This window comes from Streptomyces yangpuensis (assembly GCF_001005295.1).
Taxonomy (GTDB): domain Bacteria; phylum Actinomycetota; class Actinomycetes; order Streptomycetales; family Streptomycetaceae; genus Streptomyces; species Streptomyces yangpuensis.
This window is the reverse complement of the sequence record NZ_LBMK01000003.1, coordinates 470,360-483,700: the sequence shown is the minus strand read 5'-3', so window position 1 is coordinate 483,700 and position 13,341 is coordinate 470,360. Positions and strand designations below refer to the sequence as shown.

At 72.4% G+C, this 13,341-nt stretch carries 11 protein-coding genes; 2 read left to right on the top strand and 9 right to left on the bottom strand.

Annotation, left to right across the window (positions count from 1 at the left end; translation table 11 throughout):
- Positions 1 to 53: 53 nt before the first annotated feature.
- The 7 genes from AAT21_RS17520 to AAT21_RS17490 all read right to left on the bottom strand — a co-directional run bounded on the left by AAT21_RS17520 (position 54) and on the right by AAT21_RS17490 (position 6,769).
- Positions 54 to 467 carry a DUF3151 domain-containing protein gene (locus tag AAT21_RS17520; RefSeq protein WP_046777793.1) on the bottom strand — a complete coding sequence of 138 codons (414 nt, stop codon included), beginning with the start codon at positions 465 to 467 and terminating at the stop codon, positions 54 to 56.
- Positions 468 to 848: 381 nt separating this feature from the next.
- Positions 849 to 1,871 carry a class II fructose-bisphosphate aldolase gene (gene fbaA, locus AAT21_RS17515; protein ID WP_046777792.1) on the bottom strand — a complete coding sequence of 341 codons (1,023 nt, stop codon included), beginning with the start codon at positions 1,869 to 1,871 and terminating at the stop codon, positions 849 to 851.
- A gap of 238 nt (positions 1,872 to 2,109) precedes the next feature.
- Positions 2,110 to 2,673 carry an orotate phosphoribosyltransferase gene (gene pyrE / locus AAT21_RS17510; protein WP_046777791.1) on the bottom strand — a complete coding sequence of 188 codons (564 nt, stop codon included), beginning with the start codon at positions 2,671 to 2,673 and terminating at the stop codon, positions 2,110 to 2,112.
- A 21-nt stretch (positions 2,674 to 2,694) separates the two neighbouring features.
- Positions 2,695 to 3,477 carry an aldose epimerase family protein gene (locus AAT21_RS17505; RefSeq protein WP_046777790.1) on the bottom strand — a complete coding sequence of 261 codons (783 nt, stop codon included), beginning with the start codon at positions 3,475 to 3,477 and terminating at the stop codon, positions 2,695 to 2,697.
- A gap of 51 nt (positions 3,478 to 3,528) precedes the next feature.
- On the bottom strand, positions 3,529 to 4,392 hold the full coding sequence (locus AAT21_RS17500) for a CoxG family protein (RefSeq protein ID WP_046777789.1): 864 nt from the start codon (positions 4,390 to 4,392) through the stop codon (positions 3,529 to 3,531).
- A 32-nt stretch (positions 4,393 to 4,424) separates the two neighbouring features.
- Positions 4,425 to 6,068, bottom strand: coding sequence for a polyamine aminopropyltransferase (locus AAT21_RS17495; RefSeq protein WP_046777788.1), 1,644 nt, complete (start codon positions 6,066 to 6,068; stop codon positions 4,425 to 4,427).
- 155 nt (positions 6,069 to 6,223) lie between these two features.
- Positions 6,224 to 6,769, bottom strand: a complete 546-nt coding sequence (locus AAT21_RS17490) for a DUF2617 family protein (protein WP_046777787.1) — start codon at positions 6,767 to 6,769, stop codon at positions 6,224 to 6,226.
- Positions 6,770 to 7,463: 694 nt separating this feature from the next.
- Here AAT21_RS17490 and AAT21_RS17485 point away from each other — a divergent pair.
- A complete protein-coding gene (locus tag AAT21_RS17485) occupies positions 7,464 to 8,660 on the top strand; it encodes a pyridoxal phosphate-dependent aminotransferase (protein ID WP_412180323.1) in 1,197 nt (398 codons plus the stop codon).
- 185 nt (positions 8,661 to 8,845) lie between these two features.
- Positions 8,846 to 10,021, top strand: a complete 1,176-nt coding sequence (locus AAT21_RS17480; RefSeq protein WP_046777785.1) for a glycosyltransferase family 39 protein — start codon at positions 8,846 to 8,848, stop codon at positions 10,019 to 10,021.
- Positions 10,022 to 10,037: 16 nt separating this feature from the next.
- On the opposite strand, the gene AAT21_RS17475 is transcribed toward AAT21_RS17480, so the two are convergent.
- Together AAT21_RS17475 and clpB are read right to left on the bottom strand one after the other, a co-directional pair.
- Complete coding sequence (locus AAT21_RS17475; RefSeq protein ID WP_030647953.1) at positions 10,038 to 10,577, bottom strand: YbjN domain-containing protein; 540 nt, start codon at positions 10,575 to 10,577, stop codon at positions 10,038 to 10,040.
- A gap of 157 nt (positions 10,578 to 10,734) precedes the next feature.
- A complete protein-coding gene (gene clpB, locus AAT21_RS17470; RefSeq protein WP_046777784.1) occupies positions 10,735 to 13,335 on the bottom strand; it encodes an ATP-dependent chaperone ClpB in 2,601 nt (866 codons plus the stop codon).
- Positions 13,336 to 13,341: the final 6 nt, after the last annotated feature.

Sequence of the window (13,341 nt, the reverse complement as noted above, 5' to 3'; positions counted from 1 at the left end):
GGAGTGACGCAGACCACATGACATGTCCGCGCGTCACTCCCCGCTGTACGGCCTCAGGTGCTCAGCGTGTCCGCGGCCGTCGGGGAGGAGTCGCGCAGGAAGGTCGTGCAGCGCTCGTACTCCTCCTTCTCGCCGATGGCCTCGGCCGCGCGGGCCAGGGCGTGCAGGGCGCGCAGGAAACCGCGGTTCGGCTCGTGCTCCCACGGGACCGGGCCGTGGCCCTTCCACCCGGCGCGGCGCAGCGCGTCGAGACCGCGGTGGTAGCCCGTACGGGCGTAGGCGTACGACTCCACCGTGCTGCCGGCGGCGAAGGCCTCGTCGGCGAGGACCGCCCAGGCGAGGGAGGAGGTGGGGTGCGCGGCGGCCACCTCGACGGCCGGGGTGCCGGCGGCGATGGCCTCGCGGCCGGGCTCGTCCGGGAGGTGGGTGGGGGCGGGGCCCCCGAGAAGGTTCTGGTGAATGGACATGCCCCCAGTCTGCCGGGTGCGGTGATCCGCAAAACCCGCCGTCTCCCCCTGGCCGCCCCGGCCGGGTCGGCCCCGGCCGGGGCGGCCCCGGTCCGGGGGATACCCCGGACCGGTCGGCACCCTGTCGCGGTCCGGGTCGGCCGCGGTCGGGCCGGCTCCCGGCCCGGCCGGCCCCGGCACCGCCGGACGCGGTGATCCCGCCGCCGGTACCGACGCCCGCGCCGCCCTGGTGTCACTGGTCGACCAGCCGGGCACCGGCCCGGCGGCGGGAACGGGCGGCCGGCGTCCAGCGGCTTCGGTGAATGCCGGAGGGCCCGGCCTCCGTCGTGGGACGGGGGCCGGGCCCTCCTGTGCGTCTGCTGCCGCGACCGCGGCGGCCGACTACTTGATACGGGTGCCGGCGGAGCGCAGGTTCGCGCACGCCTCGACGACACGCGCGGCCATGCCGGCCTCGGCGGCCTTGCCCCAGGTGCGCGGGTCGTACTTCGACTTGGTGCCGACCTCGCCGTCCACCTTCAGGACACCCGCGTAGTTGGTGAACATGTGGTCCACGACCGGGCGGGTGAAGGCGTACTGGGTGTCGGTGTCCAGGTTCATCTTCACGACGCCGTTCTCCAGCGCAGTGGCGATCTCCTCGGCCGTGGAGCCCGAACCGCCGTGGAAGACGAAGTCGAACGGCGAGGCCTTGCCGAACTTCTCCGCCACGCCGGCCTGGAGGTCCTTGAGGAGCTCGGGGCGCAGGACGACGTTGCCCGGCTTGTAGACGCCGTGGACGTTGCCGAAGGAGGCGGCCAGCAGGTAGCGGCCCTTCTCGCCCAGGCCCAGCGCCTCGGCGGTACGGATCGCGTCCTCGACCGTGGTGTAGAGCTCGTCGTTGATCTCGTGGCTGACGCCGTCCTCCTCGCCGCCGGTCGGGGTGATCTCGACCTCAAGGATGATCTTCGCCGCGACGGCCTTGGCGAGCAGCTCCTGGCCGATGGCCAGGTTGTCGGCCAGGGTCTCGGCGGAGCCGTCCCACATGTGCGACTGGAAGAGCGGGTTCAGACCGCGGGCGACGCGCTCGGCGGAGATGTCCAGGAGCGGACGTACGTAGCCGTCCAGCTTGTCCTTGGGGCAGTGGTCCGTGTGCAGGGCGACGGTGATGTCGTACTTGGCGGCGACGATGTGCGCGAACTCCGCCAGGGCGACCGCGCCGGTGACCATGTCCTTGTTGTGCTGGCCACCCAGGAACTCCGCACCACCGGTGGAGATCTGGATGATGCCGTCGCTCTCGGCCTCCGCGAAGCCCCGCAGCGCGGCGTGCAGGGTCTGGGACGAGGTCACGTTGATGGCCGGGTAGGCGAACTTGCCTGCCTTCGCCCGGTCGAGCATCTCGTTGTAGACCTCGGGGGTTGCGATGGGCATCTGTCCGCTCCTTGGATGTGCGGGGAGTGTGCTTATTACGGGCCCTGACCTGGGGGCGACGTCATCGTCGCGCTTATCTTTCCAGACTCCGCGCAAGGGTCCAGCCCGCCGGTCTCACGTGGTGGGCGAACGGCCCGGGATGTTTCACGTGAAACATCCCGGGCCGCAGGGAAAGGCCAGGTCAGGGCCACCTCACCGGCGACCGAGGACCTATGTCACCAGATGTCGCAGTGGCCGGTCAGGACAGGCCGAGGTCCTCGAGGCGGTAGCCGGTGAGGTACTGCAGGCCCGCCTCGGCAATCGCGTCGGCCGCACCACGGTCGACGATCGTGGCGACGGCGACGACCTCGCCGCCGGCCTCGCGGACGGCCTCCACGGCGGTCAGCGGGGAACCGCCGGTGGTCGAGGTGTCCTCTACCACCAGGCAGCGCTTGCCCTTCACGTCGGTGCCCTCGATGCGGCGCTGCATGCCGTGCGCCTTCTGCGCCTTGCGGACGACGAAGGCGTCCAGGCGCTGACCGCGCGCGGCGGAGGCGTGCAGCATCGAGGTGGCGACCGGGTCGGCGCCGAGGGTCAGGCCGCCGACGCAGTCGAAGTCGAGCTCGGCGGTGAGGTCGAGCATGACCTGGCCGACCAGCGGGGCCGCCTCGCCGTCGAGGGTGATCCGGCGGAGGTCGATGTAGTAGTCGGCCTCCCGGCCGGAGGACAGGATCACCTTGCCGTGCACGACGGCCTTGTCCTTGATCTGCTGCAGAAGCGCATCGCGTGTGCCTGACGGCGGTACTTCGTTGACGTCACTCATGCCGACGAGCTTAGTTGCGGGCTAGGCGAGCCGCCGCCAGGTCCAGGTCGTGGAGACCTCCAGCGGGTCGACGGGGGTGACCAGGCGCGGAGCGGTGTTGATCCCGTTCGGCGGGCCCGACTGCGGCTCGACGCAGACGGCCTCGTCCTCCTGGTCGTAGACGACCACCCATTCGGACCTGCTGGTGATGCGCAGTTCCAGGGCGCCGGGCCAGGTGAGGGTGACGTCGACCCCGTCGGGCATGCCGAAGCAGTCGTCCCAGGGGCCGGGCTTCGGGTCGATGCGGTGGCCGGTGGGGAGGTGGTCGGCGCCGCGCTCCTCCTGCCAGGCGGGGTCGAAGGAGATCTCCACGTCCTGGCCGCCGAGGTTGCGCAGGAACCAGGGGTGCCAGCCTGCCTGGGCCGGGAAGGAGTCCCCGTACGTCTCGACGCCCATGGTGAGGGTCAGCGAGTCCTCGGTGAGCGTGACGACCTGCGTGACCCGGCCGGGGGTCGGCCACGGGTCGACAAGGTCGTAGGTGAAGGCGGCCTCGGTGGCGGTGGCGCCGGCCGGCCGCCACCGCGCGTCACGGCCGAAGCCGTGGAGGGCGTGCGGCGGGTGGTCGAGGGGCATCTGGTGCACGGTCGCACCGTTGTGGAAGCGGCCGTCCTTCATCCGGCCGCACCACGGCACCATCGGGAACGATCCGTACCGCGGCCCCTGGCGCAGCAGCTCGGTCCCGTCGATGCGCAGACTGCCGATCCGGCAGCCGTTCTCCTGGTCGACAGTCACCTCGGTGCCGCCGGCACTCAGTTGCGTACTCATGCGGTCGACACTAGGGGGTGTCTTGTCGATCGAGGGGGCCGAGGGCGCAGGTCAGCGGCGGCGGCGCAGGGCCCGGCCGATGACGACGGCCGAGGCGATCGCGAGCGCCGCGGCCGGGGCGATCCAGCGCATGCTGTCGCCGGTGGCGGTCGCGGTCGGCGCGGGTACCGGGGCGTACCGGCCGCGCGGGGGCGCGTGGTCCACCTCCTCGGCGCTGCGGCCGATCATGGTGCGGCGGGCGTGGGCGGCCTCGGCCGGAGGCCGTGCGGCTCCGGCCGCGTCGAGGTCCTCGAAACCGCCGGCCAGGAACGGGTCCAGGGAGGGGTCCAGGGACGGGTCCAGGGACGGGGGCGGTACCTCGGTCTCGAAGACCGTGGCACTGACCTCGGTGACGTCGTCGTCCGGCCCCGCCGGGCCGCCGGCGTCCTCGGCCTGGGACTCCTCGTTCTCCGCCGCGTCCTCGGCCTCGGCGACGGGGTCGCCGATCGCGGACCCGGCGGCCAGCCGGCCCGCGGCCCGGTCGAGCAGCCTGCGCAGGGCGGTGGCCGCGGCCTCGGGGGCGAAGGCGGCGGCTCGCCCGTCGGCGGTGGCGTGGGCGGTGACGTCCAGCCGGGTCCCGTCCGGGGCCGGGGTCAGACGCAGGTCGAGCGAGAACTTCACGGTGCCGCTGCCGCGTACCTCCGTGCCCTCACCCTCAATGGTGAAGTGGCCGGGGTCCTGCTCGATGACGGCCGCGGAACCCCGGTAGGTCACCGTGCTCCCGCCGGCCCGCACCTTGAGCCGCCCGGAGAGCGGGCCGACGCCCGTGTCCGCGTCCTGCTGGAGTCCCGGCACGCACCGGGCCACCCGTGCGGGGTCGCGCAGCACGGCGCGGAGGTCGTCTGCCGGTACCGGGACGAACACCTGATGCTCCATGCGGTCGAGCCTACGGCCTGGACCGCACCGGGTCACGAATACCGCGGATGCGGCAGCGTCGACGGCGGAAGTCCGTTCATCCGGAAGCGTTCGGCGTCGCGCGCCGCGTCCTGGAGGGAGCCGGTCGTCAGTGAGCGCAGCGCGGGCGTCGCATGGTCCACGCGCAGCCGGGGTTCCTGGTCGCGGGCGGCGAGGACGAAGCCCCAGTCCCGGGGCGGCTCGCCGGTCCCCCCGAGGGGGGTGCGGTCGGGTCCGGCGGCGAAGCCCGTGAGGCGGCCGCCCGCGCTGTAGGGGGCGGTGCGCAGCCCGGCCGCGCGCAGCGTGGAGTCGACGGTCCAGTACGTACGGGGGCGCGTGGCCAGCGGTCCGGCGTGCACGGCCATCCGGCCGCCGGGGGCCAGGGCCCGCGCGGCCAGCCCGTAGAACTCCTGCGAGTACAGCTTCGTGCTGGGGGTGATGCCGGGGTCGGGGAGGTCGGAGACGATCACGTCGAAGCGGTCGTTCGCGGCGGGCCCGCGCAGCCAGCGGAAGGCGTCCTGGTGGACGACGGCCAGGCGCGGATCGGCGTACACGCCGGCGTTGAGCGCGGAGAGCATGGGATCGGTGCGGGCGAGGCGGGCCACGCCGGGGTCGACCTCGACGACGGTGACGGAGGCGACGTCCCGGTAGCGGAGCACCTCGCGGGCGGCGAGCCCGTCACCGCCGCCGAGGACCAGGACCCGGGCGTGCGGGCCGGTCATCGCGGGGTGGACCAGGGCCTCGTGGTAGCGGTGCTCGTCGTAGCCGCTGACCCGCAGGCGGCCGTCGAGGTACAGGTCGAGGGAGCGCGGGGAGCCGGTCGCGGGGCCGGTGAGCACCAGTTCCTGCACCCCGGTCTGGACGGCGACGCGCACCTCGGAACCGTAGACGGCGCGCCGGGCGACCCGTTCGAAGTCGTCGGCGAGGACGGTCGCGGAGGCCAGCACGACGAGGACGGCGAGGTTCACGGCGACGAGCAGCCAGCGACAGCGCCTGCTCAGGTCGTGGCGGAAGAGCCACAGGACCAGCCCGCCGCCGACGACGGCGTTGACGGTGCCGGTGACCATGGCGCCGGTGAGCTGGCCGAGCATCGGCAGCAGCAGGAAGGGGAAGGCGAGGCCGCCGACGAGGGCGCCCACGTAGTCGGCGGCGAACAGGTCGGCGACCGCGCCGCCCGCGTCCTGTCTGCGGATGCGCTGGATGAGGACCATCAGCAGCGGGATCTCCGCCCCGATGAGCATGCCGATGGCGAAGGAGAACGCGACGAGCGCGGGACGGGACTCGCCCAGCCAGGCGAAACTCGCGTACAGCGCCATGGCGGAGAGGCCTCCGAGGAGGGCGAGCCCGGCCTCGATGACGGCGAAGCCGAGGGCGGGCCGGTGCCGCAGGCGTTTGGCGAGCAGGGAGCCGACGCCCATGGCGAAGACCATGACGGACAGCACGATCGACGCCTGGGTGACGGAGTCGCCGATGAGGTAGGTGCCCAGGGCGAGGAGCTCCAGCTCGTACACGAGCCCGCAGGCGGCGCAGACGAACACGGTGGCCAGGACGAGGAGTCGGCCGGTCCGGGGCCGTACGGGCAGGGCGGCCGGGACGGCCGCGGCGCCTCCCGGCTCCGGAGCCGGGAGGACCCGGCGCGGGACGGAACGGTCGATCATGAAGCGAACCGTACGTCACCGCACACTCGCATCCGGTCACCCACATGGGTGCAAGTGGCGCACTGATTCGGCCAGTTGGCGTAACCACATCGCGCAACCCGCACCACGGAACACCGATCGGCCACGTACACCCGTCGCCCTGTCCCTCGCATGGCCTAAAGCAGTGCGGGCGATTCCAGAGGCGGCGTCGCGGCGCCCATCGGGAGCCCGACCCGGGTCCGGGTGGCCACCAACTGCCCTTCCTGCGGGTACGCGTGCCAGGTGCGCCACCGCACCTGGCCCTCGTACCGCTGGGCGAGCATGGCGGTGAAGGCGTGCGGGCTTCCCGGGAACGTCCCCGCCAGTCCGTTCGGGTGATCTGCGACCAGTGCGAGCAGCTCCTGCGCCCGTCCCGCGAAGGATCCCCGGGACAGGGTCTCGACCCGCGCCGCGAACTCGTACTCCCAGTCGCCCACCCGCTTCGCGACGCCCAGGGGCAGCGGCGTACTGCTGCCGGGCATGCAGGCGACCGTCTCCGAACAGAGCACGTCCCGCTCCTCCAGCAGAACCTGATGGGAGGCCCCGAGCAGGCGCAACTCGACCTTGGCACCCGAAAGTTCGAGGTTCAGTACGGCCAGGGCGGGCAGCCGGTCCCGACCCAGGGCCCAGGCGAGATCGGCGGCACGCGTGTCGGTGTATGAGGTCTGGAGGGTCGTGAGCATGAGTCGGCTCCGCAAACGCGCGAGGGAGATGGGCCGGGGCCCGCCAGCGGTAGCAAGCACGGGTGGGGGGAAACCGGCACGGGTCCACAGGAAGTCCCGGAAGGTCCGAGGACTGGTCTACTCAACCGAGGGAATCATGAAAGGCACGGCACTCACAGCGTTTTTACCCAAGTTGAAGGGGTTTACATCCCCCCGGGGGCTCGGCAGTTCACGTGTTCAACACGTTGCGTCCCGCGCGTCGGTATGCATGGACGACGCACGGGGCGCCCGACGGGAAACGGACCGTCGGACGCCGCGTCAGGACGGCGCCGGCCGCCCTGTGCCACGCACCGCGTCAGCTGCCACCGCCGCACCCCCCACCCCCGCAGGAGGACGAGCTGCAGGAGGAGGACGACGACCCGCAGCCCCCCGAGCCGCTGTCCCCCGCCCACCAGCTGCGCCTGCTGCTGCGCCTGCTGCGGCGCGGCCGGCTCGCACGCGAAGCGTGCACGGACCGGGGCCGGACCAGCCGGCTCCAGAGGAAGGCGATCCCCAGACACAGCACGAGCACTACCAAGACGAACTCCATGTCCGCCCCTCTCTCACGCCCCGGTCCTCCCGGGGAGCGGGATCCCCGCGTCCCGCGTGAAGGGGGAATGCCCCCGGCCCGCACGGCCCAAAGCACACTTGAGCAAGTCCAGAGGTTGCCCGCAGGATGGCGCCCATGAGCGCACCCGTGAGCAGCGACCGCCCCTTCCTGAACCGTCGGCTGGCGGCCTTCACAACCACGATCTTCGCCGAGATGTCGGCACTGGCCGCCCGCACCGGGTCGATCAACCTCGGCCAGGGCTTCCCCGACACCGACGGCCCGGCGCAGATCGCCGAGGCCGCCTCCCGCGCGGTCCTCACGGGCCTCGGCAACCAGTACCCTCCCGGGCCCGGCGTCCCGGAGCTGCGCACCGCGATCGCCGCGCACCAGCAGCGCTTCTACGGCCTCGGCCACGACCCCGACACCGAGGTCCTCGTCACCGCGGGCGCCACGGAGGCCATCGCCGCCTCCCTCCTCGCGCTCCTGGAGCCGGGTGACGAGGTCATCGCCCTGGAGCCGTACTACGACTCCTACGCGGCGTGCATCGCGATGGCCGGCGCCACCCGCGTCCCCGTCACCCTGCGCCCCCACGACGGCGGCTTCGTCCTCGACCTGGACGAGCTGCGCGCCGCCGTCACCCCGCGCACCCGGCTGCTCCTGCTGAACACCCCGCACAACCCGACGGGCACCGTCCTGACCGCGGACGAGCTCACGGCGATCGCCGCGCTGGCCGTCGAGCGCGATCTGCTGGTCGTCACGGACGAGGTGTACGAGCACCTGGTCTTCGAGGGCTCCCACCTCCCCCTGGCGGGCTTCCCCGGCATGCGCGAGCGGACGGTCACCATCGGCAGCGCGGGCAAGACGTTCTCGTTCACCGGATGGAAGGTCGGCTGGGTCACCGCCCAGCCGGCGCTCGTCTCCGCGGTCCGCTCGGCGAAGCAGTTCCTCACCTACGTCTCCTCGGGCCCCTTCCAGTACGCCGTCGCGGAGGCCCTGCAGCTGCCGGACGCCTACTACGACGCCTTCCGCGCCGACCTCGCCGCCAAGCGCGACATCCTCGCCGACGGCCTCGCGTCGGCCGGCTTCCAGGTCTTCCGCCCGCAGGGCACCTACTTCATCACCACCGACATCACCCCCCTCGGCGAGAAGGACGGCCTCGCCTTCTGCCGCGCCCTGCCCGAGCGCTGCGGGGTCGTCGCCATCCCCAACTCCGTCTTCTACGACGACAAGTCCGCCGGCGCCACGCAGGTCCGCTGGGCGTTCTGCAAGAGGACGGTTGTATTGGAAGAGGCGGTTGAGCGCCTCGGTCGGCTGGCTCGCTGAGCACGACCCAGATGGACGTGGGCGGCCGGGGCGGGGGCCGGCGGGGCCGCGGGCCGGGGGTGCCCGATGTCACGCGGGCTTCCGGGCCATTCGCCCACGGTGGGACGCGGGGACGCTTAAGGTGCCCGAGGCTCCTCCTGGTCCGGATGGGCGTCCTCACGCACGCGCGCAGGAAGTCGGGGTAGATGACGGCGACGGGCAGTACGTCTGTTTTCGTGCGGCCGCGGGACGTCAGGGCCGCCGGTGTGCCCACGGCCGCGCTCGCGCTCGGCCTGTTCGCCGCCGTCCGCGTGGGCGGGGCCGCCGTGCTGGCCCTCGCCGCATGGTGGGCCGGGCGCAGCCCCGTACGGGTGCTGGGGCACTCCTGGGACTCCGTCTGGTACCTCGCCATCGCCCGGCACGGCTACGGCCGCACCCAGATCTGGCCGGTCACCGGGCTGGTGCAGAGCGACCACGCCTTCTTCCCGCTCTACCCGGCGCTGGTGCGCCTGGCCGGCGGCGGCGAGTGGGGCGGGCTGCTGGTCTCGTGGACCGCGGCCGCGGTGGCCGCGGTCGGTGTGTACCGGGTCGGGGAGCTGGTGGCCGGGCGGCGCGTCGCGCTGCTGCTGGTCGCGCTGTGGGCGGCGGTGCCGCACGCGGTGGTGCTCACCCTCGCCTACACCGAGCCGCTGCTGGTCGCGCTCGCCGCCTGGTCGCTCTACGCGCTGCTGCGCGAGCGCTGGCTGCTCGCCGCGTCGCTGGCGCTGGTCGCGGGGCTGACCCGGCCGACCGGGATCGCCGTGGCGGCGGCCGTGTCCGTCACGGCCCTGCACGCGCTGCTCGTCCGCAGATCCCGCGAACCGGGTGGATCCCGCAGATCCCGCGCGCCCGAGGTGTGGGCGGCCGGGCTGCTGGCCCCGGCGGGCTGGCTGGCGTACGTGGTGGCCGTCGGCGTGCACAGGGGGGACCCGGCCGGGTACTTCACCGTGCAGCGGCAGTGGGGATCCCGCTTCGACGGGGGCGGGTACGCGCTGTCCATGACCTGGCGGGTGCTGAGCGGCGAGCCCGTGGCGCTCGCCACCGCCGTCACCGCGGTGCTGCTCGGCACCGCCCTCCTGCTGGCGGTCCTGCTGCTGGCCGGCCGGCCGCCGCTGCCGCTCCTCGTCTACACCGCGGTGCTGCTGGTGATCGCCGTGGGCGGGGCGGGGTACTTCGAGTCGAAGCCGCGCTTCCTGGTGCCGGCGTTCCCGCTGCTGCTGCCGCTGGCCACCGTCATGGCACGAGCCCGGCCGCGCTCCGCGGTCGTGGTGACCGCGGGGCTGGCCGGGCTCGGGTACGGCTACGGGGTCTACCTCCTGGTGTTCGCCAAGATGCCCCTGTGAGACCGGGACCGCGGGATCAGTTGTCCCCGCCGTCCTCGTCCTCGCCGTCGGCGGAGTCGATGTCCTTCTCCAGTCCGAGCTGCTCCGTGAGCCACTTGTCGAACTCGATGGACGCGCGGACCCAGCTGACCGTGGAGGACACGAAGTGCTCCAGGTTGACGCCGGTGCCGATCAGCATCTGCGCCTCGCCGATCAGGCGGACGGAGCCGTCGTCGTGCGTGTGGCTGTAGACCTTCGGCCACAGGGTGCGACGGTTCCAGTCGTCGATCGACTCGAGGAGCTGCGGCTTCTCGTCGATCTTGTGCGGACGGTCGTAGAAGGTCCGCACCGAGAAGACCTGCTGCTCCGCTTCGCCGCGGAACATGAAGTACGTACGGAACTCCTCCCACGGCGCCGCGAGGTCACCCTCGTCGTCGACGACGTACTTGAGCTCCATCTGCTCCAGCAGCTGCTTGACCAGATCCTGGTCGGGGACGACGGGGCCCGCCGGTCCTGTGGCCTGCGGATCGGGCTGCTGCCCTCCGAAGTTCGGAATCGAGGCCGGGTCGATGCTCACCGTGTACTTCCCTTCGTGCGGATACTTGCATCCTCCCCCATCCCGCCCACCCCATGTCCAGCCCGACGGTCACGGATCCGCTGCGGGCGGACAGGAGTGCACCCCGCGCACGTTCCTGTACGCGGGGTGCACGGCGGGTGCACGGCGGTCGGAGCGGTCAGAGTGCCTTGCCGACCAGCAGGTCCTCGCCGGCCACTTCGACCCGTACGGTGTCGCCGTCGCGCACCTCGCCGGAGAGGATCTCCTTCGCCAGGCGGTCGCCGATCGCCGTCTGGATCAGGCGGCGCAGCGGCCGGGCGCCGTACGCCGGGTCGTTGCCCTTGTCCGCCACCCAGGCCAGGGCCTCGGGGGTGACGTCCAGGGTGAGCCGCCGGTCGGCCAGGCGCGCCGCGAGGCGGCGGATCTGGAGTTCGGCGATGTGCGCCAGCTCGTCCCGGCTCAGCGCGGAGAAGACCACCAGGTCGTCCAGGCGGTTGAGGAACTCCGGCTTGAAGCTCGCCCGGACCACGTCCAGGACCTGCTGCTTCTTCCGGTCGGCGGGGGTGGCCGGGTCCATCAGGAACTGGCTGCCCAGGTTCGAGGTCAGGATCAGGATGGTGTTGCGGAAGTCGACGGTGCGGCCCTGGCCGTCCGTGAGCCGGCCGTCGTCCAGGACCTGGAGCAGGATGTCGAAGACCTCCGGGTGGGCCTTCTCCACCTCGTCGAGGAGCACCACGCTGTACGGGCGGCGGCGGACGGCCTCGGTGAGCTGGCCGCCCTCCTCGTAGCCGACGTAGCCGGGCGGGGCGCCGACGAGCCGGGCCACGCTGTGCTTCTCGGAGTACTCCGACATGTCGATGCGGACCATGGCCCGCTCGTCGTCGAAGAGGAAGTCGGCGAGCGCCTTGGCCAGCTCCGTCTTGCCCACACCCGTCGGCCCGAGGAAGAGGAAGGAGCCGGTCGGCCGGTCCGGGTCGGCGATGCCGGCACGGGTGCGGCGCACGGCGTCGGAGACGGCGGTCACGGCCTCCGTCTGGCCGATCAGGCGGCGGCCCAGCTCGTCCTCCATGCGGAGCAGCTTCTGGGTCTCGCCCTCCAGCAGGCGGCCCGCGGGGATGCCGGTCCAGGCGCCCACCACGTCGGCGATGTCGTCCGGGCCGACCTCGTCCTTGACCATCGTGTTCTTCGAGGCGCCGGCCTTGGAGGCCTCGGCCTCCTCCTCGGTGGCCTCGGCCAGCTCGCGCTCCAGGGCCGGGATCTCCCCGTAGAGCAGCTTGGAGGCGGCGTCGAAGTCGCCGTCGCGCTGGGCCCGCTCGGCCTGGCCGCGCAGGTCGTCCAGGCGTTCCTTGAGCTCGCCGACCCGGTTGAGGGACTGCTTCTCCTTCTCCCAGCGGGCGGTCAGGCCGCGCAGCTCCTCCTCCCGGTCGGCGAGGTCCTTGCGGATCTTGTCGAGGCGCTCGCGCGAGGCCGGGTCGGACTCGTTGTTCAGCGCCAGCTCCTCCATCCGCAGACGGTCCACCGAGCGCTGGAGCTCGTCGATCTCGACGGGCGAGGAGTCGATCTCCATGCGCAGCCGGGACGCGGCCTCGTCGACGAGGTCGATGGCCTTGTCGGGCAGGAAGCGGGAGGTGATGTACCGGTCGGAGAGGGTCGCGGCGGCGACCAGCGCGCTGTCGTTGATGACCACCTTGTGGTGGGCCTCGTAGCGGCCCTTGAGCCCGCGCAGGATCGCGATGGTGTCCTCGACGGACGGCTCGGCGACCAGCACCTGCTGGAAGCGCCGCTCCAGCGCCGGGTCCTTCTCGATGCGCTCGCGGTACTCGTCGAGGGTGGTCGCGCCGACCATGCGGAGCTCGCCGCGGGCCAGCATGGGCTTGAGCATGTTGCCGGCGTCCATGGCGGAGTCGCCGCCGGCGCCCGCGCCGACGACCGTGTGCAGCTCGTCGATGAAGGTGATGATCTGGCCCTCGCTGGACTTGATCTCCGCGAGGACGGTCTTGAGCCGCTCCTCGAACTCACCGCGGTACTTGGCGCCGGCGACCATGGCGCCGAGGTCGAGGGAGACGAGCCGCTTGTTCTTCAGGGACTCGGGTACGTCGCCCTTGACGATGCGCTGGGCCAGGCCCTCGACGACGGCCGTCTTGCCGACGCCGGGCTCGCCGATGAGCACCGGGTTGTTCTTGGTGCGGCGCGAGAGCACCTGGACGACACGCCGGATCTCGTGGTCGCGGCCGATGACCGGGTCGAGCTTGCCGTCTCGGGCGGCGGCCGTGAAGTCGGTGCCGAACTTCTCCAGGGCCTTGTACTGGCCCTCGGGGTCGGGGGTGGTCACCCGCCGTGCTCCTCGTGCGTTCTGGAAGGCTTCGAGCAGCTTCTTGGCCGTCGCGCCCTGGGCGGAAAGGACCTCACCGGCCGCGCCGCCCTCGGCGGCGACGGCGATGAGCAGGTGTTCGGTGGAGAGGTACTCGTCGCCGAGCTTGCCGGCCTCGCTGTCGGCCTCGGCCAGTACGGCGAGCAGCTCGCGGGTGGGCTGCGGGGGCGCCACCGTGGAACCGGTGACGCTGGGCAGTGCGGCGAGGAGGCGTTCGGCGCCGCTGCGCACGGCGGCCTGGTCGGCGTCCGTCGCGATCAGCAGGTCGATCACGTTCTCGTTGTCCTCGCCGGCGAGCAGGGCCAGCAGCAGGTGCGCGGGGGTCAGATCCGCGTGGCCTTCCTTGACGGCCCTGCTGGTGGCCGCGTTCAGCGCGTCCCGGCTCTTGTTGGTCAGCTCGGCGTCCACTGCGTT